The 24,308-nt window shown below is 67.0% G+C and carries 25 protein-coding genes; 16 read left to right on the top strand and 9 right to left on the bottom strand.

From position 1 onward, the window contains the following. Window positions 1-15 precede the first annotated feature (15 nt). The 10 genes from HQ312_RS18180 (at window position 16) to HQ312_RS18135 (ending at window position 8,844) form a co-directional block, all read left to right on the top strand. A complete protein-coding gene (locus tag HQ312_RS18180) occupies window positions 16-816 on the top strand; it encodes an enoyl-CoA hydratase-related protein (RefSeq protein ID WP_056449321.1) in 801 nt (266 codons plus the stop codon). Window positions 817-1,098: 282 nt separating this feature from the next. Beyond that, a complete protein-coding gene (locus tag HQ312_RS18175; RefSeq protein ID WP_222640117.1) occupies window positions 1,099-2,370 on the top strand; it encodes a molybdopterin-dependent oxidoreductase in 1,272 nt (423 codons plus the stop codon). Continuing rightward, window positions 2,367-2,879: a hypothetical protein gene (locus HQ312_RS18170; RefSeq protein WP_222640115.1), complete on the top strand. Its 513-nt coding sequence runs from the start codon at window positions 2,367-2,369 to the stop codon at window positions 2,877-2,879. Before HQ312_RS18175 ends, HQ312_RS18170 begins: the two co-directional genes overlap by 4 nt. A 165-nt stretch (window positions 2,880-3,044) precedes the next feature. Continuing rightward, entirely contained in the window at window positions 3,045-3,737 is a 693-nt protein-coding gene (locus HQ312_RS18165) for a hypothetical protein (protein ID WP_222640113.1), read from the top strand. Between the two features lie 189 nt (window positions 3,738-3,926). Beyond that, window positions 3,927-4,628 carry a class I SAM-dependent methyltransferase gene (locus tag HQ312_RS18160; RefSeq protein WP_197027722.1) on the top strand — a complete coding sequence of 234 codons (702 nt, stop codon included), beginning with the start codon at window positions 3,927-3,929 and terminating at the stop codon, window positions 4,626-4,628. Next, window positions 4,625-6,004: a hypothetical protein gene (locus HQ312_RS18155; RefSeq protein WP_374198312.1), complete on the top strand. Its 1,380-nt coding sequence runs from the start codon at window positions 4,625-4,627 to the stop codon at window positions 6,002-6,004. The genes HQ312_RS18160 and HQ312_RS18155 overlap by 4 nt, the downstream gene beginning before the upstream one ends. A 38-nt stretch (window positions 6,005-6,042) precedes the next feature. Beyond that, the gene (locus tag HQ312_RS18150; RefSeq protein ID WP_222640112.1) at window positions 6,043-7,104 is read left to right on the top strand and encodes an NAD-dependent epimerase/dehydratase family protein; all 1,062 of its coding nucleotides are present in this window, start codon (window positions 6,043-6,045) and stop codon (window positions 7,102-7,104) included. Window positions 7,105-7,106: 2 nt separating this feature from the next. Then, a complete protein-coding gene (locus HQ312_RS18145) occupies window positions 7,107-7,763 on the top strand; it encodes a glycosyltransferase family 2 protein (protein ID WP_222640102.1) in 657 nt (218 codons plus the stop codon). Beyond that, window positions 7,760-8,440, top strand: a complete 681-nt coding sequence (locus HQ312_RS18140) for a DUF2064 domain-containing protein (RefSeq protein ID WP_222640099.1) — start codon at window positions 7,760-7,762, stop codon at window positions 8,438-8,440. The genes HQ312_RS18145 and HQ312_RS18140 overlap by 4 nt, the downstream gene beginning before the upstream one ends. Continuing rightward, the gene (locus tag HQ312_RS18135; protein WP_037184092.1) at window positions 8,392-8,844 is read left to right on the top strand and encodes a GtrA family protein; all 453 of its coding nucleotides are present in this window, start codon (window positions 8,392-8,394) and stop codon (window positions 8,842-8,844) included. The genes HQ312_RS18140 and HQ312_RS18135 overlap by 49 nt, the downstream gene beginning before the upstream one ends. An 18-nt stretch (window positions 8,845-8,862) precedes the next feature. Here the strand turns inward: HQ312_RS18135 and HQ312_RS18130 are convergent, their stop codons facing one another. Next, window positions 8,863-9,888 (bottom strand): hypothetical protein, encoded by a 1,026-nt coding sequence (locus HQ312_RS18130; RefSeq protein WP_222640097.1) that lies wholly within the window; start codon window positions 9,886-9,888, stop codon window positions 8,863-8,865. A gap of 209 nt (window positions 9,889-10,097) precedes the next feature. Here HQ312_RS18130 and HQ312_RS18125 point away from each other — a divergent pair, with 209 nt between their 5' ends. Then, entirely contained in the window at window positions 10,098-11,039 is a 942-nt protein-coding gene (locus tag HQ312_RS18125; protein ID WP_222640095.1) for an alpha/beta hydrolase, read from the top strand. Window positions 11,040-11,359: 320 nt separating this feature from the next. On the opposite strand, the gene HQ312_RS18120 is transcribed toward HQ312_RS18125, so the two are convergent. Beyond that, complete coding sequence (locus tag HQ312_RS18120; RefSeq protein ID WP_222640093.1) at window positions 11,360-12,223, bottom strand: NAD(P)H-binding protein; 864 nt, start codon at window positions 12,221-12,223, stop codon at window positions 11,360-11,362. A gap of 31 nt (window positions 12,224-12,254) precedes the next feature. Here HQ312_RS18120 and HQ312_RS18115 point away from each other — a divergent pair, with 31 nt between their 5' ends. After that, window positions 12,255-13,226 carry a cupin domain-containing protein gene (locus HQ312_RS18115; protein ID WP_374198311.1) on the top strand — a complete coding sequence of 324 codons (972 nt, stop codon included), beginning with the start codon at window positions 12,255-12,257 and terminating at the stop codon, window positions 13,224-13,226. A 358-nt stretch (window positions 13,227-13,584) separates the two neighbouring features. On the opposite strand, the gene HQ312_RS18110 is transcribed toward HQ312_RS18115, so the two are convergent. Further along, complete coding sequence (locus HQ312_RS18110) at window positions 13,585-14,433, bottom strand: NAD(P)H-binding protein (RefSeq protein WP_222640091.1); 849 nt, start codon at window positions 14,431-14,433, stop codon at window positions 13,585-13,587. An 80-nt stretch (window positions 14,434-14,513) separates the two neighbouring features. Between HQ312_RS18110 and HQ312_RS18105 the strand changes: the two genes are divergently transcribed. The 4 genes from HQ312_RS18105 (at window position 14,514) to HQ312_RS18090 (ending at window position 17,146) form a co-directional block, all read left to right on the top strand. After that, on the top strand, window positions 14,514-15,230 hold the full coding sequence (locus HQ312_RS18105; protein WP_222640089.1) for a TetR/AcrR family transcriptional regulator: 717 nt from the start codon (window positions 14,514-14,516) through the stop codon (window positions 15,228-15,230). Between the two features lie 99 nt (window positions 15,231-15,329). Further along, window positions 15,330-15,776, top strand: a complete 447-nt coding sequence (locus HQ312_RS18100; protein ID WP_222640082.1) for a hypothetical protein — start codon at window positions 15,330-15,332, stop codon at window positions 15,774-15,776. A gap of 27 nt (window positions 15,777-15,803) precedes the next feature. Then, complete coding sequence (locus HQ312_RS18095) at window positions 15,804-15,956, top strand: hypothetical protein (protein ID WP_222640080.1); 153 nt, start codon at window positions 15,804-15,806, stop codon at window positions 15,954-15,956. Then, complete coding sequence (locus HQ312_RS18090) at window positions 15,953-17,146, top strand: PrsW family intramembrane metalloprotease (RefSeq protein ID WP_222640078.1); 1,194 nt, start codon at window positions 15,953-15,955, stop codon at window positions 17,144-17,146. The genes HQ312_RS18095 and HQ312_RS18090 overlap by 4 nt, the downstream gene beginning before the upstream one ends. Before the next feature lie 41 nt (window positions 17,147-17,187). Here HQ312_RS18090 and HQ312_RS18085 read toward each other — a convergent pair whose 3' ends face one another. From HQ312_RS18085 to HQ312_RS18060, 6 genes are read right to left on the bottom strand one after another with little or no spacing between them, the layout of a single operon-like run. After that, window positions 17,188-17,964, bottom strand: coding sequence for a hypothetical protein (locus HQ312_RS18085; protein ID WP_222640076.1), 777 nt, complete (start codon window positions 17,962-17,964; stop codon window positions 17,188-17,190). Between the two features lie 27 nt (window positions 17,965-17,991). Continuing rightward, on the bottom strand, window positions 17,992-19,062 hold the full coding sequence (locus HQ312_RS18080; RefSeq protein ID WP_222640074.1) for a lipocalin-like domain-containing protein: 1,071 nt from the start codon (window positions 19,060-19,062) through the stop codon (window positions 17,992-17,994). Continuing rightward, the gene (locus tag HQ312_RS18075; protein WP_222640072.1) at window positions 19,059-20,540 is read right to left on the bottom strand and encodes an aldehyde dehydrogenase family protein; all 1,482 of its coding nucleotides are present in this window, start codon (window positions 20,538-20,540) and stop codon (window positions 19,059-19,061) included. The genes HQ312_RS18080 and HQ312_RS18075 overlap by 4 nt, the downstream gene beginning before the upstream one ends. After that, complete coding sequence (gene hmgA, locus HQ312_RS18070) at window positions 20,537-21,850, bottom strand: homogentisate 1,2-dioxygenase (RefSeq protein WP_222640064.1); 1,314 nt, start codon at window positions 21,848-21,850, stop codon at window positions 20,537-20,539. Before hmgA ends, HQ312_RS18075 begins: the two co-directional genes overlap by 4 nt. Beyond that, on the bottom strand, window positions 21,847-23,091 hold the full coding sequence (locus HQ312_RS18065) for an oxygenase MpaB family protein (protein WP_222640062.1): 1,245 nt from the start codon (window positions 23,089-23,091) through the stop codon (window positions 21,847-21,849). Before HQ312_RS18065 ends, hmgA begins: the two co-directional genes overlap by 4 nt. Continuing rightward, window positions 23,088-24,179 carry an alpha/beta hydrolase gene (locus HQ312_RS18060; RefSeq protein WP_261782460.1) on the bottom strand — a complete coding sequence of 364 codons (1,092 nt, stop codon included), beginning with the start codon at window positions 24,177-24,179 and terminating at the stop codon, window positions 23,088-23,090. Before HQ312_RS18060 ends, HQ312_RS18065 begins: the two co-directional genes overlap by 4 nt. Window positions 24,180-24,308: the final 129 nt, after the last annotated feature.

Raw genomic sequence — 24,308 nt, 5'->3', positions numbered from 1 at the left:
TCGAAACGGCCTGTCATGACTGCCACAGTGGAGCAGAAAGGCTCTGTCTCCGTCGAGATCGACGGTGCGGTCGCATGGGCCGTGATCAGCAATCCGACCCGTCGCAACGCATTGAGCGCAGCGATGATGCGCGATCTGCACGCGCGACTGCAAGAGCTGGACAAACGCCCCGACATCCGCGCCATCGTGCTGCGCGGGGAAGGTTCGGAGGCATTCGTCTCCGGAGCCGACATCTCGGAGTTCGAATCGCAGCACGGTTCCACCGATGCCAAGCAGGCCGCCGACGACGCCATTGCCGCGTTGTTCTTCGGACTCGCCGCCATGCACACGCCGACCATCGCGATGGTGCACGGCTTCTGCATGGGCGCCGGCGTCGCCGTCGCGCTCACCGCGGACATCCGCATCGCCGATGAGGCGTGCGCGTTCGCGATTCCCGCCGCACGTCTGGGAATCGCATACCCGGTTCCGCCGACGCGCGTGCTGCAACGCATGGTCGGCTCCGGTCACGCCGCCGAGATGCTGTACACCGGCGGTCGCGTCACGGCAGAGACCGCTCTCTCCATCGGTCTCGTGAATCGGGTGGTCCCGAAAGACCAGTTGCACGAGGCCGTGCGCACACTCGCGACGACCATCGCGGCCAATTCACCCATGTCGGTGCGGGCTGCGAAGGTGGCCCTCGCGAGCGACCTCTACCCGGAGATGCTCTCCGAGGCCGAGGCTTTCGTGGCCATGTGCGCCGGCTCGGACGATGCCGTGGAAGGTGGGCGCGCCTTCATGGAGAAGCGGCGACCCAAGTTCACAGGCGTCGTGTCCTGACGCAGTCCTGCAACCACGTTCGGGTTGCGAGAATCATGTGGGCCGGTCGCACCGACTGAACGCATCGGGTCGAGGCGGTGCTCGAGGTGCGTTCGGTGTTCGCGTTCGCGCTGGCTGCCGGGGAGTCGACCACCGGTTCACTGGAGTTGTACCGCCAACGCCGACCGACGAGGAAGCAGGGCTCGAACACGCCGCTGTGGAGAAGTTTTCGCGCACGGAGGTGCACACGGCCATCGGGATGCTCGCTGCCCAGTTCGCTCGCACGGCGAGCGTCGACGTGCCATGGTGGTGAGCATCAGTCGTCGGGGTAGTCGAAGGGTCGTGCCGTTGCCTCCTCTGCCCCAGTTCCAGAGTGCGATCCGCGGTCCGTGGTTGACGTCGGTGTTCGGTGCCGTCCTTCTCGTGTCGCTGCCGGTGATCACCGTGACCGGTCTGCTGTCCTACATCGCCTACGGTCCCGAGTTCGGACAAGCCCGCCCCGGGGACGTGGGGTGGTTGAGGTTGCCCCAGTTCGACTGGCCGACCGATCCGTCCTGGATCTATCGGCTGAACCAGGGCCTGCACGTCACGCTCGGCCTCGTCGTGATTCCGCTGGTTCTCGCGAAGCTGTGGTCGGTGATGCCGAAGCTGGTGCAGTGGCCGCCGGTCCGATCCCCGGCGCAGGCGCTCGAGCGGCTCAGTCTGCTGATGCTCGTCGGTGGTGTGCTGTTCGAGATCGTCACCGGTGTGCTGAACATCCAGTACGACTACGTCTTCGGTTTCGACTTCTACACGGCCCACTACTTCGGGGCGTGGGTGTTCATCGCCGGGTTCCTCGCGCACGTGGCCATCAAGGTTCCGGTCATGTGGAGGACGCTGCGGACGACGTCGCTGTCCGACGTGCTCCGGGACCGCAACGATGCGCCCGGCGCGGAACCGGGGCAAGGGGAGGAAGCGACCCAGGGCATCTCCCGGCGCGGCGCCCTCGCACTCGTGGCCGGCGGGAGCGGACTGCTGGCGGCACTCACTATCGGGCAGACCATCGACGGGCCATTGCGATCGACCGCTCTGCTGGTGCCCCGCGGCCGCTCCTACGGCGACGGGCCGAACGACTTCCAGATCAATCGCACGGCGGTCGCAGCGGGAATCGATCCGGCGTCCACCGGGGATTCATGGCGTGTGGAGTTGTCGGGAAAGACGAGCGTGGTTCTCGACCGAGCAGCACTCGAGGCGATGGATCAGCACACCGCGGTATTGCCGATCGCGTGCGTCGAGGGGTGGTCGACGACGCAGGAGTGGACCGGGGTGCGCTTGCGGGACCTCGCCGGCCTCGCCGGCGTGACCGACGGCACCGCCACAGTGGCCTCGCTGGAACAGGGAGGTGCGTTCGCGCAGGCGACGCTGGCGCAGAACCAGGTGTGGCATCCGGATTCGCTTCTCGCGTTGACCGTCAACGGTGCGGCGCTGTCGCTCGACCACGGCTATCCCGCGCGGGTGATCGTTCCGGGCCTTCCCGGTGTCCACAACACCAAGTGGGTGTCACGTATCGACTTCGCCGGCGGGGCCGATCGATGAGGCGGCTGTACGGGGCAGGCGCCGCTCATGCGGCCGTCATGGTCGTGTCCTTCGTCCTCGCGGGTGCCGCCGTCCTGACTCTCGGGGTGGACGCACTGTGGAACCCGGACAGGTGGTGGCAGTCGATCGCCGTGTGGTTCATCGGCGCGGCGATCCTGCACGACCTCGTTCTGTACCCGCTGTACTCGCTGGCGGATCGGGCGACGCGCCCGACTCGCACCTGGACGGTTCGACAGGTTCCGGTGCGGCAGCACATCCGGGTGCCGGCCCTCGGCGCCGCGCTGACGCTGCTGGTGTTCTTCCCGGGCATCCTGAACACCGACGACACTGCCATCGTGGCGGCCACGGGCCTCAACCGTGACCCGTATCTCGAGCGGTGGCTGTGGGTCGTGGCGGCCATGGTCGCAATCAGCGTCGCGGTGTTCCTGGTGCGGGTGCTCGCGGCGGTGAGGCGGCCGTCACCTGCGACGCCACGCGGCCACGATCGGACGGATACACAGGGCGCCTAGGGGAGGTGCGAAAAGACCTCCGCTAGAACGTTTCACGTCCGCTTCCGGTGACGTTCCACCGTCGCTGCCACGCACGTGGACGCGGGAACGATTGCGGTCGAACACCATCCATGGGCCGCGTCGCGGCGAATGTGGAGTGACTATTACCGACGACAAGGAGCTGCAATGTTCACCATTCGTAAGTCCGTGGCCGCTACCGCGATCGGCGTGATGTCCCTCGTCCCGCTGGCCGCCTGCTCGTCCAGCGACGACGGCGGATCGGCAGCGGCAACGACGTCCAGTTCGTCCTCCGCTGCCGCATCGACGTCCACTCAGCCCGAACCCGCCGCGCAGGTCGATGCTCTGACCGGCGTGGACACCGCCGTCGCGCTCGATACCGGCTTCACGGACGCTCTGACCACGCTCGGGTTGACCCCGGGAACTGTGGGCACGGCGACCCTGGCGGACGGATCACTTCGATTCCCGATCACCGGCGGCAACGTCAAGTACTGGACGCCGGGCACGGTCGATCCGTACGTGCAGGGCTCCATCGACCACGAAGGCAGCGGATTGTCCCTGACCGCCGGCGGCACCACGGTGGAGCTGACCAACTTCGTCATCGATCCGGGCACCTCACTGCTCATGGGTGATGTGACCGTCAACGGAGAGAGCGCCGCCACCGACGCCGTGCTGTTCGATCTCGACGGCCGCACCCTTGAGCCGCTGGCCACCGGCTCGAACAACACCGCGATTCTGCAGGGCACGACCGTGCATATCTCCGAGACCGCCGCCGGCCTGCTGAACGAGACGTTCAAGACCGACGCCGTCACCCCGGGACTGCTCGTGGGAGTCGCCACGATCACCGTCAACACGCAGTAACGAGGCACAGCCTCTTACCCGGCCCACATCGACACCGATGTGGGCCGGATCGTGTCGACGAGTCGGGCGATGGCCCCTGAACGTGGAAAACGACTGAACGCGACGTTTGTCGCCGACGTCCACCGGGAATGGACAATCATCCACATCGAGGAAGTGCCGGACCAGTCGGGGTCTGTAGAAGGGACAAGCGTGACAGCGACTTCGGCGGGCGAGGCCCCTGACAATTTCGATGTTCTGTTCGACACTGCCTCCACCGGTACCGCGTGGTGGGTGCGGCACCGGGACGGCCGACGGAACTTGTTGCCGGTCGGGCGTTGGCTCGGCGGCGAGCACGCAGACGCCGATGACCGCGCAGTGGACGAGACGTTGCTCGCCCTCTGCCGGGGGCGCACGATCGATCTCGCGTGCGGGCCTGGCCGGTTGGTCGAGGAGTTGCGGCGACGGGGAGTGTCCGCTATGGGTGTGGACACGTCCCCGGCAGCTGTCGCGCTGGTCCGTGAACGCGGCGCCAAGGCCGAGCTGGCCGACATCTTCGACATCGTTCCACACGAGGGGCATTGGGACACCGTGCTTCTCGTCGACGGGAACATCGGCATCGGCGGGGATCCCGGCCGTGTCATCGGTCGTGCGCACGACATCGCCTGTGAGAGCGGGACGGTGCACGTCGAAGTGGCAACGCCCGGAACGGGATTCGTCGCCGAATGTCTGCGTATCGAGAACGACGAGACTGCGGGGCCCTGGTACGACTGGGCGCGAATCGATGCGGACACGCTGGCGCCACTCGCCGCGGCACGAGGGCTGGTACCGGTCGGTGTGACCGCGATCGCCGGTCGGCACTTCGCTCACTTCGTCAAACCCCCGTACGGTTCGGCCCCCGAGACTTCCGAGTGAGCGGCCCGACCGCGACCGATCGGCGGCGCGGGTGGGTTCCTCGAGTTCCGGAACTGATCGGCGCACTCCTCGCGGCCGCACTGGTCGTCGCGGCAGTGGTCGTGGCGCGGCGGGAGAACGCCGTCGTCACTCCGCTGATCGACGGCATGGGCTTCGACTTCGACGATTTCGCGTCGCTCGCGCCGCTGTTCGGGCGGGTGGGCGCTCATGTGGGCCCGGGTACCCCGGTCGCGGTGATCGTCGGCGTCCTGGTGGTGATTTTCGGCCCGTCCGTGGCGGCACGCATGTCGTGGCGGCTCCTGCTCCTCGTGACCTGGGCGACGACCCTCGTCTGGACCGTCGGACTGGCTGCGGTCGACGGCTGGCAGAGAGGGTTCGTCGACAAGTTGACGTCCCGCGACGAGTATCTGTCCGAAGTCGGCGGGATCGACGACATCGGGGCCACGCTGCGTGGGTTTTCCGACCGGATCGTCGACGGCCAGGCGGACTCGTGGGCCACGCACGTCTCCGGCCATCCCCCCGGCGCCATCCTGACGTTCGTGTGGTTGGACCGCATCGGACTCGGTGGAGGCGCGGCGGCCGCATGGTTGTGTGTGATCGTCGGGTCATCGGCCGCCGTCGCCACCGCTGTCGCCGTGGCAGCGCTCGTCGGCCGCGACACCGCCCGACGGTTGATCCCGTTCGCCGTGATCGCCCCCAGCGCGATCTGGATCGGTGTCTCCGCGGACGGATTCTTCACCGGTGTGTCCGCCTGGGGCATCGCCCTCCTGACCGTCGCAGCAGCCGGTCGACGAGCGCGACACGACGTCGCGGCCGTCGCGGCGGGTCTCCTGCTGGGGTTCTCGGTCTATCTCAACTACGGACTCGCTCTGATGGGCCTGGTTGCTCTCGCGGTCCTCATCGCCTCCCGCCGCGTGCGGCCATTGCTACCGGCGATCGGTGGCGCCCTCGTCGTTGCCGGACTCTTCACCGCGTCGGGCTTCTGGTGGTTCGACGGGTACGTCGCGGTCCAGGAACGGTATTGGCAGGGCATCGCGTCAGCGCGCCCGTTCCAGTACTGGAGTTGGGGCAACATCGCGGCTCTGGTGTGTGCGGTGGGACTCGCGGTGCCCGCTGCGCTGTCCCGCGTGGTGTCACTGCCGCGTGTGCGACGTGCCGAGCCTGTGACTCTGCTCGTGGTGGCCGCTCTGCTGGCGGTGGCTTTCGCGGACCTGAGCAGGCTGAGCAAGGCGGAGACGGAACGCATCTGGCTGCCGTTCCAAGTGTGGATGACGGTTGCCACTGTCGCGATCGGGGACCGCTCGGTGCGCTTCTGGCTGGCAGCGCAAGTCGTGCTGGCACTCGCGATCAACCATCTGACGTACACGAACTGGTGAGCGACCCGCCCCCTCGGTCGACACGACAAGGAGAAACGATGCACGTGTTACTCACCGGCGCGGCCGGTTTCATCGGCGAACACATTCACGAAGCACTACTGGGGGCCGACCACGACGTGACGGCTGTCGACGCGTTCCTGCCTTCCGCGCACGGCCCGACGCCGCGGCACGCGCCGAACGTGACGGCTGTCGACGTTCGCGACCCCGGCGCTCTGGACGACGTGATGGTGGGGGTGGACGTGGTGTGCCACCAGGCTGCTGTCGTCGGAGCCGGCGTCAGCACCGCGGATGCACCCGCCTACGCCAGCCACAACGATCTGGGTACTGCCGAAGTACTTGCCGCGATGGCCCGAGCCGGGTGTCGGAAGCTGGTTCTCGCGTCGTCGATGGTCGTCTACGGCGAAGGTCGCTACCGCTGCCCAGTGCACGGTGTCATCCGTCCGCGCCCTCGAAACCCGTCGGATCTGCGGAACGGTGTCTTCGATGCGAAGTGCCCGGAGGGTGACGAGCCGGTGACGTGGGAGACGGTGGACGAGGACGCTCCGCTCGAGCCTCGGAGTCTCTATGCGGCAAGCAAACTCGCGCAGGAGAACTATGCACTTGCGTGGTCGCTGGCGACGGGCGGATCGGTCACGGCGCTGCGGTACCACAACGTCTACGGCGATCGAATGCCCCGTGACACACCGTATTCGGGTGTCGCGGCGATGTTCCGCTCATCGCTGGAGTCTGGTGAGCCGCCGACGGTGTACGAGGACGGCGGGCAGATGCGAGACTTCGTCGACGTCCGGGACGTCGCCGCCGCGAACCTTGCCGCCGTCGAGCACGACGGAGCGGGGTTCGTGGCCTGCAACGTCTGTTCGGGACACCCGATCTCGATCGGTGACGTGGCCCGCATTCTGTGTCGTGCACACGGCGGCGGCATCGAACCGGCGGTGACGGGTCAGTTCCGTCCCGGCGACGTGCGGCACATCGTTGCCGGTGCCGATCGGGCCGACGAGATTCTCGGATTCCGAGCTGCCGTCGGTCCGGACGAGGGGCTCACGCGGTTCGCGTCGGCACCGCTACGGGCGGCATCCGACGGCTCGGCCCCGGTGGTGTGACGATGATCGATCCTTCCGATGTCACCGTCGTACTCCCGTGCCGCAACGAGGCGCAGTCTCTTCCCGATGTTCTCGACGCCGTGCCCGACGGCTATCACCGCCTGGTCGTCGACAACGGCTCCACCGACGGCACCGCGGACGTGGCCCGTGCGCACGGGGCGGAGGTGGTCATCGAGGCGATACCCGGATACGGCTCAGCCGTGCACGCCGGAATCACCGCTGCTCGAACGACCGTCGTGGCTGTCATGGACGGGGACGGGTCGATGGACCCTCGCGAACTGCCCGGGCTCGTCGCAGCGCTGGACTCCGCCCAACTCGTCGTCGGTCGGCGCCGCCCGGTGCACCGCAGTGGCTCGCCGTGGCACGCCCGCCTCGGCAACACGGCCATCGCCTTGCGTCTACGCAGACGACTGAAGATCGACGTCCACGACATCGGCGCTCTTCGGGTGGCCCGCCGCGACGATCTGCTCTCGCTCGACGTCCCGGACCGACGCTCCGGCTACCCGCTGCAGCTGTTGGTTCTCGCCGCTCGGGCAGGGTGGACAGTGGTCGAGCACGACATCTCGTACCGCCCGCGGACCGGGGGAGTGTCGAAGGTGTCGGGGTCGGTTCGCGGCACGGTGGTGGCCGTCTGGGATTTTGCGAAGGTGATTCCATGATCGATGCGACGCTGCTCGTCATCGCGAAAGCGCCGGTACCCGGCTTTGCCAAGACTCGACTGATGGCCGCCATGACCGCCGAGGATGCCGCGTCGGTGGCGGCCGCGGCGCTGCTCGACACACTCGCCGCGGCGAGGCAGGCTCCTTTCGCCCGGCGGGTGGTCGCGATGACCGGCGACTTGGCCGAGGCGATGCGCAGCGACGACATTCAGAGGTCACTGGCTGACTTCGACGTCATCGATCAGCGCGGCGACGGCTTCTCGGAACGGTTGATCCACGCGCATCGCGACGCCGCCGGATCCGGTTCCGTCGTGCAGATAGGCATGGACACACCGCAGGTCGACCCCGCGATGCTCACCGACATCGGTGAGGCTCTGGCACCGTCGTCGGCGATCCTGGGCCGTGCCGAGGACGGAGGGTGGTGGGTGCTCGGACTGCACGACGCATCCGATGCGCAGGCCCTGCGAGCAGTGGAGATGTCCACCGACCGCACCGGTTACGACACCCGGGACGCCCTGCAGCGCCGCGGCCTCGTCGTCGGTGCAGCACCGACTCTGCGTGACGCCGACGAACTCGTCGATCTCGACCCGATCGCACGACAGTGCCACCCGGACAGCGAGTTCGCCCGATGCGTGGCTGCACTCCCTGTTTCGAGGCCGACGGGGGAGACACTCTGACCGCGACCTCCGGCACCCGGAGTGTGCTGTTCCGCTTCTATCTGGTCGGCGGTGCGAGCGCCGCCGCGTACGTTCTGTTGTTTCTGGTGTTCCGAGTCGTCATGTCGTCCCAGGCCGCGAACGTGCTCGCGCTCCTCGTCTCTGCGCTCGCCAACACCGCGATCAACCGCCGGTTCACCTTCGGAATCCGTGGAACCGATGCGATCGTTCGCCAGTACGTGCAAGGGCTCGTCGTCTTCGCCCTCGGGCTGGCGGTCACCAGCGGCTCGTTGGTACTCCTCCACAGGTGGGTACCCGATGCATCGCGAGCAATCGAGGTGTCCGTCCTGGTGGCCGCGAACCTCGTGGCCACGGTCGTGCGCTTCGTCGGGTTGCGCCGGGTGTTCACCGAACACCGATCGTGAACGTCGCGCAGGCACGTGTCACGACGCGTCGACACTGTCGGCCGGGATGATCTGCAGGCTCGAGTCCGCGCCGGGGTCACTGCCTGTCACCAACACGTTTCCCGTTTGTGGATCCACGGCAACGGAATTGGCCTGACGAACCGTCGGCAAGTCAACCACGATCCGCGGCGATGCCGGCTCGGCCACATCGACGACACGAAGGATGTTGCTCTCGGTCAGCGTGATCAGAAGGAGCTTCCGATCGGCGTCGTAGGCGAGCCCGTAAGGATTGCCGGGTGCGTCGATGCGAGCGACCTCGCTGATGTCGGGAGTGATGCGTTCGAGGTATACCGCGCCACCGTCGGTGTCGGCGAAGGCAGCGAGGTCGGGGCCGAGCGATGTCGCATGCGTCAGTTTGGTCCCCAACGGTCCCTGCGCGACGAGCTTCTGGTCCGGCCCGCTGTAGATCCAGATCCCGTTGCCCTGCACGTCTGCGACAGCTGCGTAATTGCCGACGGCTGCAACGCCGCCCGGTTGCACGGGACCGGCGGGGAGAGATGCGGTCACGACACCGTTGCGTACGAAGACGACTCCGCCGCCCATCTCGTTGGTCACGACGGTCGCGCCGTCGGCGGTTACCACGGCATCGTGCGGTTGCCGTCCGACGCCCCGGATGGTGGAGAGCGTCGCTCCGTTCGCCGGATCGACCAGGAGCAGTTCGTCACTGGACTCGAGGGGCGCGAGTATCGGTCCGTCCGGGCCGGCGAGGGAGAGGTGTCGCGGCGCACCGACCGTCGGCACGAACGATCGCTCGACTCCGGTCGCCGCGTCGAGCAGCCTCAGGCCATCGGGTTCACGCACTGCGGCGACAGCGATGCCGGACGACGTGACGACGATTCCCTCGGGTGCGCCCGGAAGCGGAATGACGGTGCCGATCGGATCCTGCGCCGCGGGCGCCCTAGCCGGTTCGGCGGCGGGCGTCTGCGTCGGCGCAGGTGCAGTGTCGTCGGTGGAACAGCCGGCGACGAGAGCCAGTACCGACAAGGCGACGACGATGCGTTTCACGGTGAACCACCGAACTTCTCTAGTGCGTCCAGGCACGTTCTGCGTCCAGGCACGTTCGTCGTATACGTACCCAGCACGTTCACGCGGGAAACCCGAGCCGAGCTCCCACGAGCACAGCCGAGCTCGAGTCTGTCGGAATCGGTGCACGGAGCCGGGCTGATAGCGTCGATCGTCTCCACGCTTCATCGCACGAGGGGAATGACGAGACGATGACGGGCACACTCACCTGGCACGACGACGTCAGTCCGCAGGCACGCGTCCTGTCGGCGGCGATGAAGGCGGTCCTCAAGCCCACCCTGAGTATGTGGCCGCTCACCGACGGCGGCATCAAGGCCATCGGGCACCTCGATCGCGTCGTCGACCGACTGCCGAAGCCGCCTCGCGTCACCATCGACCAGGTGGTTCTCGGTGGTGTGCCCTGCGAGAAGACGACACATCCTCGGACGGCCACCGGCTCTCTTACCAGTGCGACGGTTCTCTACTTTCACGGCGGCGGCTTCGTCTTCTGCGGACTGGCGACCCATCGCGGTGCGTGTGCCATGATCGCCGCCCGTGCGGGTATTCCGGTGTACTCCGTGGAGTACCGGCAGATTCCGTACGGCGGCATCGGCACGTCGATCTTCGATGCCATGGCCGCCTACCGCGCCGCGTCGGCGACGGTGGCCGATCCGTCCAAGATCATCGTGGCGGGAGACTCGGCCGGCGGTTACCTCGCGATGAAGGTCGCCGAACTGGCTGTGCTGGAGGGGTTGACACCACCCGCAGCCGTTCTGGGATTCTCGCCGTTGCTCAATCTGGACCTGAGGAGCCATTCCCGTACGTTCATGAAGCGGGACGCGTATCTGCCGATGAAACAGGTTCTCGCGCTGGAGGATCGCTGGATGAACGGGCCGGACGCCATCCCTGGCGCAGCGTCTCCGATCAACGCCGATCCGTCGGTGTTTCCGCCGGTGTTCCTGTCCTCGGCGCAGTACGAGTTGATGCGCCCGGACGTGGAGGCGATGACGCGCAAGCTCGAGGACGCCGGCCGGATTGTCGAGACCCATGTGTGGCGGGGTCAGGTGCACGCATTTCCCGTGTTGGCAGGCGTACTTCCGGAGGGCCGCGAGACGCTGCGGAGCGCGGTGGACTTCGCTGCGCGCCACCTCTGAGCCGTTCAGACGACTGATTCGAGCGGGTCGTCGCTCCCGCGTGAGCGCACCTGCCCGGCTCGGTTGTCTAATGCCGGCGACGCATCACACGGAGACTGGCCACACTCATCGCGCGCGCCGCGAGCTGCGCGACGATCTCGACAGCGAGAACGTGGTGGATCAGTTGTGGCGTGCGTGTACCACCGGCTGCTGCTCCCTGATCAACCGATCACACCCGACTTCGCCGACCGCCTGATCGACAATCTCTTCGCCGGCATCGGACGCGGCCCGCCCTCGTGAGTACGTGACCCGTCGAGAACCGTTCTGCGCTCACACGGCGCTCACGCCCGCGACGCCAGGTAGTCGTCCACCGTCGTCGGGGCGCGGGGGTCGTCCCCCGTCGCGGCGACGCGTCCTGCAGAGAACGCGCGGTGCATCTCGACCTGCAATCTCGCTGCATCGTCGGAGAATCCGACCTGGAGTAGCTGGGTGATCGTCTCCTCGTCGGGGAGCTGCTGGTAGGGGAGATGGCCGATGCCCTGTGCTCGGCCGACCGCGGCGGCGACGTCCATCAGGGTGAGATCGACTGCGGTCCTGATCTCGCGGATGGTGGTGCCCTGGTGGTCGGGTTCCTCGACTGCGTCGGCCGCGGCTGCGCCGACGTCTCCGGCCGCCACCATCGGCAGGGGCACGTCGGGGGCGATGGAGTCCTGGAGTGCCCCGATGTGGCGGAGGTGGGGCAGGACGGGTTCGAGATTGTCGAAGAAGTAGCCGGGTCGGAGAAGGACGAGATCGGTCTCGAGGGCGGTGAGTCGCTGCTCCTGAGCGTGCAGTGCGGTGAGGAATCCGGTCCCGTGCTCGAGTTCGGCGCCCAGGGAACTGAGTGCGACGACGCGTGGCACCCGTGCTCGTCGGAGTGCGTCGGTGATGGAGGACCCGATGTCGTTCATGTGTGCTCGGACGTCGGGTGCCGTGGGGTCGAATGGGACGAGGACGTAGGCCGCGTCCACGCCGGTGAACGCGGTGGTGAGGAAGTCGGTGTCGGTCAGGTCGCCCGTGTGCGTGGTGGCAGCCGGGTGTGCGTGGGGCCGTGCGGTGCGCGCGACACGGCGTACTTTCCATCCGCGGCCGAGGAGCGTGTCGGTGAGGCGTCGTCCGGTTCGGCCGGTGGCGCCGAGAACAGTGATGGTTCGTTGTGTGGTCACGATGTTCACGGTGCCGGGTTCGTGGTGGACAATGAATACCGTGGAGTCCACCGTTGATGATCGATCGTCCAGGATGTGGCGCGGTGACGATGCGCTCGGCGACGCCCTGCACTCGCTGCGGATGCGTGGGGTGTTCTACGTTCGATCGGAACTGACGGCTCCCTGGGGTCTCGACATCCCCGCGATGGAGGACTGCCTGTGGTTTCACGCACCGGTGGTGGGATCGTGCCTGCTCGACCTGCCGGGGACGGACCCTCGGCTGGTGGGCGAGGGTGAGTGCGTGCTGGTCCCGCACGGTCGAGGCCACCGAGTGGTGGACGATCCGTCATCCCTGTCGGTGTCGATGTACGACCCGGAGCCCGAGTGGATCTCGGACCGCTTCATCGTTCTCGAGCACGGCGGCGGGGGCGAGCGGGCCGTGTTGATCTGTGGCGCCGTGAAGTTCGATCATCCGACTGCCCGCTCACTCCTCGACGTGCTGCCCGACGTGCTGGTGGGTGATCGCGGGTCTGCGGTCTCGGCCGCGGTACTGGAACTGCTCGCGAACGAGGCCGCTGCCCGCCGGCCGGGTGGGGAGGCCGTGGTGACGCGGCTTGCCGACATCCTGATCATCGATCTCGTCCGAGCGTGGCTCCGAGAGGAGGGCGCTGAGATCGGCGGCTGGCTGGGGGCGTTGCGCGACAGACAGATCGGTGCCGCGGTCATCGCGATGCACCGGCATCCGGAGCGGCCGTGGACGGTGGCGGATCTGGCTCGGACGGCGGCGATGTCTCGATCCGCCTTCGCCGCGCGCTTCACCGCGCTGGTGGGTGAGGCCCCGCTGGTCCACCTGACCCGTCGGCGCATGCAGCTCGCGGCGGCGGAGCTCATGAGATCGAACGCCACCATCTCCTCGGTCGCGGCCTCGTTCGGATACGGGTCCGACGCGGCGTTCTCACGAGCATTCACCCGCATCATGGGTCGGTCCCCGTCGTCGATGCGGCACTCAGGGTCGGCGTCGTAGGGGCATCCTGTTGTCCGACAACCCCTCACATCGGACGAAGACTCGGAGCGGGACGAACGGAGGCTATGCCTCAGCCTTCCGCGCTGCCACACGGTGGGCGGCATCCTGCACGAACCAGTAGGCCACCAGGCCGACGTACACGCCGACGAGCCCGCCGGTCACCCGTAGGCCGCGCCGACGAGACAGAGACTCCCACGACACAGACATCGCACACCCTCTCACCGAACACGTCACCGATCCGACGATTGTCCTCCGAACATGCCGATCAGCACAACGGCTGCGAGTGACGGCGGAACGATCGGCCTGAGTCTCGCTGTCCTGGAGTGCCACCCTCGGGCTCTGACGGGCGCCGTGGAGGCTACGCGACAGTCAGCGCGTCGCGCACTGTCGCAGGCGACCTGCCGAGCAACTGTCCCAGCAGGGGATCGATGCCGGCGAACCAACCGCCGGCTGCAGCGTCGAACATCCCGAGTGTGAAGCGAGCCGCGAATTCCGGCTGTCCCGAAGCGACCCGGGCTGCGATCCAGTCCTCAGGGTCCATCAGGACTCGCCGTACCGTCCGCCCGGCCACGTCGGAGGCGATCGCCGCCACCTCCTCGAAGGTGGGTGCGGACTCGGCGGTCACCGTGACTGGTCCGTCGTACGCGCCGTTCGATGCGATGATCGCCGCCGCAGCCTCCGCCGAATCCGCTCGGGACGTCCACGACACCGGACCGTCGGCCGGAACGGTGATGACGCCGGACTCGCGCCAGGGGCCAGTCGACCAGGCCAGGCTGTGGGCGTAGAAGCCGTTGCGCAGCGAGGTCCACGGCAGGCCGGAACCCGCCAGCAGCCGCTCCGTCGCCGCGTGGTCTCGACCCGGACCGAACGGTGTGTCGTCCGCGGCCCCCTGATGACTCGTGTACAGGATTCGCCCCACGCCCGCGGTGACGGCCGCGTCGATCGCGTTGCGGTGCAGGGAGACTGCGTCGGCCCTCGGATCACTGGACGAGACGAGCAGCAGCTGATCGGCATTCGCGAACGCGTCCGGCAGCGACGCCGGGTCTGCGTAGTCGCCGTGGCGCACCTCGATGCCGAGATCGGCGAAGCGTCGGGCCCTGGACGCGTCTCTGACCGCCACCGCGATCTCCGAAGCGGGGCGATGTCTGAGCAGGTGGTCGACAGTGGCGCCGTTCAGCGCGCCGGTGGCGCCGGTGATGACGATCATGAGTGCCTCAGTTTCGTTGGTATCGCACCGTTGTTATCGATGGAAACACGACGGTATCACGAGACTGTTATCGTTGGAACGTGATCAAGCCGACCAGCACTCGAGACGACGTCCGGGCGCGGATCATCGAGGTCGCGGCCGCCCTGCTGCGCGATCACGGCGTGGCCGCAGTGACCACTCGTGGGGTTGCCGAGGGTGCCGACGTACAGCCCCCGACCATCTATCGACTGTTCGGTGACAAGGACGGTCTCCTGGAATCCGTCGCAGAACATGTTCTGGCCGAGCATGTCTCGATGAAGAGACGCATCACCGAGACGGCCGCGTCGCAGGGCGTGGATCCCCTCGTGGACCTGCACGACGGGTGGCTGACGCAGGTCGAGTTCGGCATCGCCAACCCGGAACTGTTCCGGATGATGAACGGCCCGCAGCACCTGACACGATCTCGCGCGGCGCAGGCCGGCATGGACGTCCTCCGGGCTCGGATACACAGGGTCGCCGAGACGGGCCGACTGCGGGTCAGCGAACAACGCGCGCTCGGACTCGTCCAAGCGGCGGGTGTGGGCGCGATCTCGGTGCTTCTCGCGACTCCGGCCGAGGACCGCGACGACGAGTTGGCCGACGCGATGTTCGATGCCGTCATGCGGCAGATCCTCACCGACCCGCCCGACCGCGAGCAGGACGACCACGCCGCCGCCGCGGTCGCTTTTCGTGCGATCACGCCGACGTTGACCATGTTGAGCGTCGCCGAGCGCGCGATCATGGTCGAGTGGCTCGATCGGATGATCGCCGGACTCTGACACTCGACTCGCCGTTCTCGTCGAGGTCGTTCACAGCGGACTGCACGGACCGCGTGGTTTGTGACAAAGTACGAACAACGACGAGTTCGAGGGGTGTCCGTGACACCACTGCTGGACGCTGCACCACATCGACATCGAGTACCTGCCGACCATCGCGTGCTGGGTCTCGACCGTCGAACGTGCCCACCGGCGCTCGTCGTGCTCGCCGTGTTCCTCGTCTTCACCGTGGTGGTTCCGCGCATCGACGCTGCCCTCGACTGGGACGACCCCGTTCTGGCAGGGCAGCAGCTTGCACTCACCGACACCCTCGTCTTCACCCCCGTCGCCGGTTACGACGTCGAGTCCGGCTTCCGCGTAGGAGACGGAGGCACGTTCGGCGATGCCACCCTCGCCGGGGCCGGAATCACCTTCCAGGTGTCGACAGACTCGTACGACGGCACTCCCGATCAGCTGCTCGACCAGGTCCAGAAGGTCACGTCCCGGACGGACGACCCCACCTTCCGGGTCGACGGGAACAGGGCCACTCTCACCACGGCGGCCGGCTAGACCGGAGTCGCGCAGCCCTACAACAGCGTGCGAAGCGACGGGGTGATCGCGGCCTTCGTTCTCGGCGGCACAGGGGTCGACATCACTGCCTACGGGCCACCCACCCAGATGACCGCAGCCCTCGACGACGTCCGAGCGATGATCGCGAGCATCCGTACCGTGGACGGGGACGACGCATGAGCACTGTCGACCCCCGCACGTTTCCCGAGACGGTCGGCACGGAAGCTGGTCAGCGCCGAGCGGAAGCAGTCGAGATCTCCGGGTGGGGTGCGAGATTCCACTTCGTGCAGCCTCACAACCTCTCCTTCTGGGTCTACCTGGCGCTGACCGCCATAGGTGCGTTCCAGGCGTGGGCGTTCTTCGCACCCGACGCCGGGTTCTACGCCGAAGGGTTCGCGGTCGCAGCGGTGCTGTGCGGGTTGTGCGGACTCGCGTGGCTCGCCTGGTTCCATCACATCGACCGATGGGAGCGGCAACCAGGCGGGCTCGTGGTCGCTGCCCTCGTGTGGGGCGCTGTCCCGGCAACGTTCGCCTTTGCGATGACCGTCAACACGGCGATGCTCGGCATATACCCCAAGCTGTTCGGTCAGGAATGGAGCGCGAACTGGGCGGCAGGTGCGACGGCACCGTTCACCGAGGAGGCGGCCAAACTCTGTGGTTTCCTGCTCCTGATGAGCCTCGCCCCGCGTCTCATCCGCACCGCGAACGACGGCCTCATCGTCGGAGCGTTCATCGGGCTCGGATTCGCCGTGTTCGAGGACTTCCTCTACGCGGCGAGTTCCACTGCTCGGGCATTCGGCACCGATCCCGTGGGCAACGCGGTGCACATGTCCGTCGTACGCATCGCCGTCAGTTTCGCCTCCCACCCTCTCTTCAGTGCTCTCGTCTGCACCGGAGCCGTCTATCTGATCGGGACGGCAGCGCAACCCCGGCGAGTCGGGCGTGGTGCGGCCTTCGTCGTCGCCGGCATGTTCCTCCACTTCACATGGGACGACGCCGGCGGTCTCGGTGGCGGCGGTCTGAGAAACTTCGTGGTCCTCCTGGCGTCGGTCGTCATCGGGTTCACGGTGCTGACCATCGCGTTCCGACGGGCCGCACCGCGTGAGTATCAGTTCGTGCGCGACATCCTCGCCCCGGAAGTCGAGGCCGGTGTCGTCACCGATGCCGAGGTCGACGGTGTGCTGGACACGAAGGCCCGCAAGGCATTCGTGAAGTCCGCGCCCACTCGGAAGGCCCGACGAGCCCGCAAGCATCTGCGTCGCGCCGTTCTGGACCTGGCGCACGACGTCGCCCGCGAGAAGGGGGAGGACACCGAGTCCGTACGCCACTCTTGTAGCGAGGTCGAGCGGTTACGAGCAGTGGCCGGGTGATCGACAGCCGACCTTCTGGACCACGACTGTTCCCGTGTGGGTCAGCGCACCACCTCCACCCGAGCATCGAAGTCGAACCTGTTGATCGCTCCGATTCCCGTTGCCGTCTCGGTGCCCATCAGGAACGCGATGGGTGAATTCGGCTCGGCGGTCACGTGCCCGATCCCGGCCTGCGCCGTCGGCCGATGGACCGTCAAGCGGAGAGCACTTCTGCTGTTCTCGGTGTCCTTCCAGATGCTGACCTGCCCGAGAGGCGACGGCACGCGTGGAACGGGCGCCTCGTCCACGATCCGTACGGAGCTGCCCTCCGAGATTCCTCCGACTGCGTCGGCAGTGGCGCCGACTCCCGGCACCAATGCGATGTCGAATCCGGCCTCCCGCATCAAGTCGTAGATCTGTTGGTTGTCTGTGACCTGCTCGACGGCGTAGAAGTGGTATCCCGGCCGAGCATCCTTGCGGTCGACGGAGAGGACGCGCTCACCGAAGGCGACGGGACCGTCGACGGGGACGCCGTCGATGATCCCGCTCTGGCAGGTCTCGACACCCATCAGGAGCGATGAATTACCCGGAATGCCGGGGCCACCGGGCAATCCGATGAACGACGAGGAGGTGTAGCCGTCCGGCAGTGCGGCGGCTGCGCGCTCGGGTAGCACTGAGACGATGGCGGACACCTCGACGCAGTCTCGAAGCTGGAAGCTGCCCAGAACATCGCTCGGTGCGGCGAAGGCAGACGGCGCGACCGCAGAGATCACCGCGAGCGCGAGTCCCGCAGTGAACGTGACGGCGGCGGGTCGCACGCCCTTCGAGTGTGTGTGCATCAGATGTCTCCCCTGGAATCGTAGGCGTCAGTTCAAGGCGACGAGCTCGTGCAGCGTTCGCCCCGTCCGGGTCTCGGTCACCCCGTCGCGTACGACGGTCAGTTCGAACGTCGAGTCGAAGCGGAAGTATCCGGGGTGACCGACGAGGCTGTAGAGCAACGGTCGGAACACGCGATGTCCGGCGACGGGAACGTCGTCGAGCAGGTCGTGGGCGTGCACGACGTTCTGGACAGTCAGCAGGAGGGACACCTGTCCCGGTACCTCGATGCGGAGCCACGCGGGGTACGACCGGTTCGCGATCTCGTTGAACACCATCGGCCCCTCGGTGACGTCCGCCTCGCCGGAGCTCAGGATGATCTTGCCCTTGTACGCCAACATCAGTGGGCGACTCTCGTGGGCACCGAGCCGAGGCTGCGTCTTGACCAAGGCATAGAGCAAGGAATAGTCGTCGTCGTACAGTCGGCCCCAGTGCCAGCGGTCGATGACGCGCTTCATGTCGCCCGCACCCCAGTTGTGGTCCGCGTAGCCGCGCCCGGTGACGGCAGTGGTTCGTCCGGCGATGGTGATGGATCCCTCGACGCGCGCACGCGGCGCGGCGACGACCCAGCCGAAGACGTCGGTGCCTCCGAACAACGTCTCTCCCTCGCCGGGCATCCAGCTCGGAAGTTCGTTGTGAAAGCGGAGATCGAAGGTGACGTCCTCCTCGGAAAGGAAGAGATGATGGATGGGAAGCCCGTCCGCAGGGAACTCCGCCCATGCGTGGTTCGGCCCCACGACGACGTCACAGGCGGCGATCGACGCGGTGGCGTCCTTCTTGGAGTGGCGGACGAAAATTTGTCGGCGTGAGCCGTCGGGTGCGTAGATCAGGATCTCCACGCTCGGTTTCGCCACCAGCGCAGGCTCTTCGGGCCGGCGCAGGTTGAGGAACCCGATGATGGTGTGACCGTCGTCGAGGTGGGCGTCGAAGTACCAGTGCTCGAAGCCCGATCGGCTCCCCGGCACGGGATGGGCCGCGTTGTGCCGCGGGTGCACCTCTGTCAGCCGAGCGTCGCGTCGGCCGGGGCCGTTCCAGGTCTCGACGATCTCCGGCGCGCTCATGCGGAGAATCCGATGTGGACGGTCTTCTCTTCGGTGTCTCCGTCGAGTCCGGTGCGGCCGAGTTCGCGGCCGACTCCGCTCGCGCCGCGTCCGCCCCACGGCAGAGCCGGGTCCGGCACACCCCACCCGTTCACCCACACGGTGCCCACGCGAAGTTGCTCGACGACGGAGTGCACTCGGGAGATGTTCTGCGAGTACACCATCGCGTTGAGTCCGTATTGCGTGTCGTTGGCGATCGCGACGGCCTCCTCGGTGGACGAGAAGCTGATGACGGTGGCGACGGGACCGAAGATCTCCTCCCTGGCGATGGTGAGGTCGTTGTGTCCGCGGAAGACGGTGGGCTGCACGAACTGTCCCGGTCCCTCGATCCGCCGCCCACCGGTGATCAGCTCTGCGCCCTCGCTGACACCGGAGTCGATGTATCCCATGATGCGATCGAGCTGACGTCCGTTGACGATGGTGCCCATCGTGCTGGTGTCGTCGAACGGGTCGCCGATCACGGCAGCGTCGGCCGCCGCGACCAGTCCCTCGACGACACGATCGACGACGGACTCGTGTGCGAGGACGCGCGTGCCCGCGGCACACACCTGGCCCTGGTGATAGAAGTTGCCCATCGCGATCCACGGCATCGCCGCGTCGAGGTCGGCGTCCTCGAAGATCAGTTGCGGTGCCTTACCCCCCAGTTCGAGGACGATCTTGCGGAACGTGCTGCCCGCGAGCGCCTGGATCTGCCGGCCGACACGGGGACTGCCGGTGAAGGACACCTTGTCCACACCGGGATGGCCGGCCAAGGCCGCACCGGCGGTCACGCCCAGACCGGTGACCACGTTGAGCACACCCGGCGGTAGACCGGCTTCGGCACACAGATCCGCGAGGTGCAGCGTGGACAGGGACGCGTCCTCCGCGGGCTTGATCACCACCGTGTTCCCTGCGGCGAGTGCGGGTGCCAGCTTCCACGCGGCGATCAACAGCGGGTTGTTCCACGGCGTGATCGCGGCGACGACACCGAGAGGCTGCCGGACGGTGTAGCCGAACCGGCGTTGCGGGCCGAAGTCCGGCAACATGACGGTGGTTCCGGAGATCTTGTCCGCCCACCCAGCGAAGTGCCGGAACACCGCGGCAGCGGCCGGGATGTCGCCGTTCACGGAGTCGCGGAACAACTTGCCCATCTCGACTGCTTCGAGTGCGGCGAGGGTCTCGCAGTCGCGATCGATCAGATCCGCGATCGTGAGAAGGATCCTCGTACGTTCCGGGCCGCTGACGCGTGACCAGTCACCGTCGAACTGCGCACGTGCAGCGCGGACGGCCCGGTCGACGTCGGCCTCGGCGCCGGCAGCGACGGAGGTGACGAGAGCACCCGTGGTCGGATCGATGCTGTCGTAGGTCTGCCCACCGGAGGCAGCCTGCGAGACGCCGCCGATACGCAGCAGCGGATCGGGCAGGGCGACAGAGGGACGGGTGGTGGTGCTCGCGGTCATGGCTGCTCCGGGTTGCTGGGAGTGAGGGGAGACGTGAAATGGCGCTGCAGTCCGGCCCACGAAGAGTCGTAGTCCGGCTGGCGATGCGGCGCGTCGTGGGCGAGTGGGGTGACGAGCAGGGGCAGCCGCGTCTCGAACATGAACGGCAACGATCCTTCGAGCTTCTGCGGTGCCAGGTCGGCCGCGGTGGCGAGGTCGAAGGTCTCCTGGTCCGGTCCGTGCGCACCCCACATGTTGTGCAGACTTGCACCCCCGGGCAGGAAGCCTTCCGCCTTGGAATCATGTTGCCCCCGGACCAGTCCCATGAACTCGGTCATGACGTTGCGATGGAAGTGCGGGGGCCGGAACGTGTGCTCGGCGACGTTCCAGCGCGGCGGGAAGATGGCGAGATCCACATTCGCCTGTCCCGGCCGTTCGGAGGGCGACGTCAGGAGCGTGAAGATCGACGGGTCGGGGTGGTCCCACCCGAGTGTCCCCATGACGTTGAAATCGGCAGTGTCGTACTTGTACACACCGTGATTGCCGTGCCAGGCCACCACGTCGAGAGGTGAATGGTCCAGCTCGGTCGAGAACAGTCGGCCGCCGAACTTCTGGATCTTCTCGACGGGCCGATCGTCGTCCTCGAATGCTGCGACGGTGTAGTGGAAGTCCCGCGCGTGGGCGAGACCGTTCGCGCCGATGGGTCCGAGTTCGGGGAGGGTGAAGTAGGAGCCGTAGTTCTCGCACACATAGCCCGCGGCATCGTCGTCGAGCAGCACGACTCGGAACGTGATGGCCCGTCCGACGACGGCGATCTCGCCGGGAGCGACGTCGACGATTCCGACCTCGGTGTGTATCCGCAGACGACCGGACTGGGGAACGATCAGCAACTCTCCGTCCAGGTCCGCGACGTAGCGATCGGTCATCGAACTCGTCGCGTGGTACAGGTGGATCGCGATGCCGTCACGCTGCAGCGCATCACCGTTGGCAGCGATGGTCGTGAGGCCGTCGAGAAAGTCGGCCGTCTCGAAGGGTCGGGCCACGGGATTCCACCGAAGCCGGTTCACATCGAGAACTCCGTCACTTAGCGGCGCGGATCGGAGCGTCGGGTGGTCGATGGGGTGATACCGCCGGTGCGCTGCACTGGGGCGGATCCGGTACGTCCAGGTGCGACGGTTGACCTCTCGCGGCTCGGTGAACGCCGTCGCGGACAGTTGCTCCGCGTAGAGGCCATGGGGCGCTCGCTGCGGTGAATTCTGACCTCGGGGGAGTGCACCGTCGAGGGCTTCGGACTGGTGTTGGTTGCCGAAGCCGGAAAGATACTCGGTCATCGTCGCAGTGCTCCGTTCGCGTCGAATTCGGCCTCGCGGCCGTTCATCTGGTCCCGGTACCACCGGAGTCGTTGTGCCACAGCGACCTTCTCGACGACGGGCGCCACTCCGGGTAGGAATCTTCGGGAGAGCTCGATCGCTGTCAGGAGGGGGAAGCGCAGGAGGATGATCAGGATCCACGGGAACGCACGAGGCATCGTGTAGTCCGACCGTGTCAGCGGACTCATGAAGAGAGCGGTGTAAGCGCCGTGAATGCCGTAGGTGTACCGCGCGCGGAGACGCGCGAGGCCTCGCTGCTCGGGGCGCGGTGCGAAGCCTGCGGGGAAGGACTCGATGAGTTCCTTGCCGTGTGGTCCGGCGTCGTGACTGCGGGCGGCCGACACCATCGCCGTCATGCGGAGCGAGTCGGCGATGGTGGTGGGGAAGTTCGACACGTCGACACCCAGCAGGTGGCCCATGTACTTCTGGAAATGGAGCAACGCCCGGATCTCGTCGGCGGTGGTCTGCAGACCCACCAGCCGCAGAGCAAGTGCCGGAACGGTGCTGCCACCGAGGAGGGTCAGCATCTGATACCCCTGGCTGATGGGGTAGCCCCACTTCTCGCGATCCCACTCCGGGTGTCCGTCGACCTTGCGGCGTACGGCGACGTGCATGACGCGGACCTTCATCGCGGTGGCTCGGCCTTCCGACCCGATGCGGGACAGGGCGCCCGGCTCGGAGGTGTCGATCCAGAATTTGCAGGTCTCGAGGAATCGGCGCATCGCGTTGTCGCCGGCGTACCCGCCTGCCAGTGAGAGCGGGGTGGCGACGGCAGCCTCGGTGTACATCTCGAGCGTGATGCCGCCGGCAACGGTGAACAGCATCGTGCCCCACCGTCGCCACACCGCGGCCCCGCGCTCTACCAGATCGGTGTCGAGCCAGTCCGGTTCGGTCTCGAACTCGTCGAACAGGACGCGCATGCTCTCGGGAACGTCAGGAAGAGAATCGATCCCGTGAGCGAGTGCACGGTCGAGGAGGGCGCGTGTTCCGGTCGGGTCTGCCGCGTACACCTCGTCGACGAAGTTCTCGGCCACTGTGTCGCCGAGGAACAGACTCTCGCAGAACTCCCGCGCGACGTCATCGCTGGGGAACGGTGACGACCGGAACACTCGCTCGAACAACGCTTCAGCGCGCTGGATACCGGGACTCTGCCGGTTCTCCCAGTAGGTGAACGCGGTGGGAGTGCGGGTAGCGCTGGTCATCTCGGTGTCCTTTCCGGCAGAGCGGTGGTCAGCCATGCCAGCGCTGCGGTGGTGACTCGGTCGACTCCGTCGGGTTGATCGACCAGGTAGTGATTCAGGTGGGGCATCTCGACGACCGTCGCGTCACCGCGAGCTGCGGCCATCGCACGCGCATCGTCGGCGAAGGCGGCTTGGTCGCCGAGCAGAGGCATGACGAGGGTGGGAACCCTCACGTCGGTCAGGTTGCGCACGGCATCCGCGTTCGTGTGGTCCAGGCTCCATGTGCTGAGCCAGCTGCGGACCGAGACGAAGCGCGCGAGTCCGCCGGCGGCGGAATTGGCCGCGACCGGATTCCCGTACATGCTGCCCGGAACCCGATCGCTCGGGTCCAGCGTGATGTCGACGAAGCGTGGATCCGCGACGGTGCGGTGAACGACGAAGGCTCGGTCCGACGCCCCGCCCCGAGTGAGATCCTCCAGTTCTCTCCACGCCCACGTGTCGATCCTGCGCATGCGGGAGAGCTGCGCCGCCCGGTACTCCTCGACCCACGTGCGGTCGAGTGGCGTCGTACGTCCAGGTGCGTAGAGGTCGAGGTCGGGGGCGACCGAGGACGGGTCGGACTCGTCCACGACTGCTCCGTCGATCCAGTGGCGCAGGACGCGGGCGCGTCCGGAATGCGCTCCGACGAGCATGAGGGCATCCGCAGGAACGAGCTCCGCCGACGTGAGATCGACCGGATCACCGGCGGGAGTCGTCGTGATCGTCGGAGTCTCTGCCTGCGACTGGTAGAACGCGGACAGCGAACCGCCGCCGCTGAATCCGAGGAGAACGACCTTCTCGAACCGGAGCTCGTCCTTCATCCACCGCACACCGGCGCCCACGTCCAGGGCCGCGCGTTCCATGATCAGTGCCGGCTCGTTGGAGGAGTAGCGGGTGTTGAGACCCATCGTGGGGATGCCGGCGGCCGCGAATCCGCGGAGCAGGAAGTGCGACAGGAAGTCGCTCGACGGGTGCGCCATCAGGATGCCGACGCGTCGATCAGGCCTGCCGATGGGCGACACCAGATTCGCATGCAACGTCGGGTAGTGCCTGGAGAGTCCGGAATGCATCTCCACGCGCCCGTCCCGCGCCGGTTCGTACGGTATTCGCTGGAACTCGTCGACTGTCTCCGGCACCTGCCCCCTGCTTTCGATCGGTGAAATCCGGTCGTTCGTGTGGAGCGAACGTACCGTACTACC

Origin of the sequence: Rhodococcus sp. BP-316 (assembly GCF_019836105.1) — a bacterium.
Classification (GTDB): Bacteria; Actinomycetota; Actinomycetes; order Mycobacteriales; family Mycobacteriaceae; genus Rhodococcoides.
This window is presented reverse-complemented; position numbering and strand designations above follow the sequence as displayed.

What these genes read in the sequence shown, in the direction of transcription:
- HQ312_RS18175 (WP_222640117.1), top strand. Translation starts at nt 1,099, where the DNA reads ATGGTGGTGAGCATCAGTCGTCGGGGTAGTCGAAGGGTCGTGCCGTTG.
- HQ312_RS18115 (WP_374198311.1), top strand. Translation starts at nt 12,255, where the DNA reads ATGAATACCGTGGAGTCCACCGTTGATGATCGATCGTCCAGGATGTGG.
- HQ312_RS18080 (WP_222640074.1), bottom strand. Translation starts at nt 19,062, where the DNA reads ATGAGCGCGCCGGAGATCGTCGAGACCTGGAACGGCCCCGGCCGACGC.
- hmgA (WP_222640064.1), bottom strand. Translation starts at nt 21,850, where the DNA reads ATGACCGAGTATCTTTCCGGCTTCGGCAACCAACACCAGTCCGAAGCC.
- HQ312_RS18075 (WP_222640072.1), bottom strand. Translation starts at nt 20,540, where the DNA reads ATGACCGCGAGCACCACCACCCGTCCCTCTGTCGCCCTGCCCGATCCG.
- HQ312_RS18110 (WP_222640091.1), bottom strand. Translation starts at nt 14,433, where the DNA reads ATGATCGTCATCACCGGCGCCACCGGCGCGCTGAACGGCGCCACTGTC.
- HQ312_RS18150 (WP_222640112.1), top strand. Translation starts at nt 6,043, where the DNA reads ATGCACGTGTTACTCACCGGCGCGGCCGGTTTCATCGGCGAACACATT.
- HQ312_RS18170 (WP_222640115.1), top strand. Translation starts at nt 2,367, where the DNA reads ATGAGGCGGCTGTACGGGGCAGGCGCCGCTCATGCGGCCGTCATGGTC.
- HQ312_RS18090 (WP_222640078.1), top strand. Translation starts at nt 15,953, where the DNA reads ATGAGCACTGTCGACCCCCGCACGTTTCCCGAGACGGTCGGCACGGAA.
- HQ312_RS18145 (WP_222640102.1), top strand. Translation starts at nt 7,107, where the DNA reads ATGATCGATCCTTCCGATGTCACCGTCGTACTCCCGTGCCGCAACGAG.
- HQ312_RS18060 (WP_261782460.1), bottom strand. Translation starts at nt 24,179, where the DNA reads ATGCATTCCGGACTCTCCAGGCACTACCCGACGTTGCATGCGAATCTG.
- HQ312_RS18140 (WP_222640099.1), top strand. Translation starts at nt 7,760, where the DNA reads ATGATCGATGCGACGCTGCTCGTCATCGCGAAAGCGCCGGTACCCGGC.
- HQ312_RS18135 (WP_037184092.1), top strand. Translation starts at nt 8,392, where the DNA reads ATGCGTGGCTGCACTCCCTGTTTCGAGGCCGACGGGGGAGACACTCTG.
- HQ312_RS18085 (WP_222640076.1), bottom strand. Translation starts at nt 17,964, where the DNA reads ATGCACACACACTCGAAGGGCGTGCGACCCGCCGCCGTCACGTTCACT.
- HQ312_RS18180 (WP_056449321.1), top strand. Translation starts at nt 16, where the DNA reads ATGACTGCCACAGTGGAGCAGAAAGGCTCTGTCTCCGTCGAGATCGAC.
- HQ312_RS18125 (WP_222640095.1), top strand. Translation starts at nt 10,098, where the DNA reads ATGACGGGCACACTCACCTGGCACGACGACGTCAGTCCGCAGGCACGC.
- HQ312_RS18165 (WP_222640113.1), top strand. Translation starts at nt 3,045, where the DNA reads ATGTTCACCATTCGTAAGTCCGTGGCCGCTACCGCGATCGGCGTGATG.
- HQ312_RS18065 (WP_222640062.1), bottom strand. Translation starts at nt 23,091, where the DNA reads ATGACCAGCGCTACCCGCACTCCCACCGCGTTCACCTACTGGGAGAAC.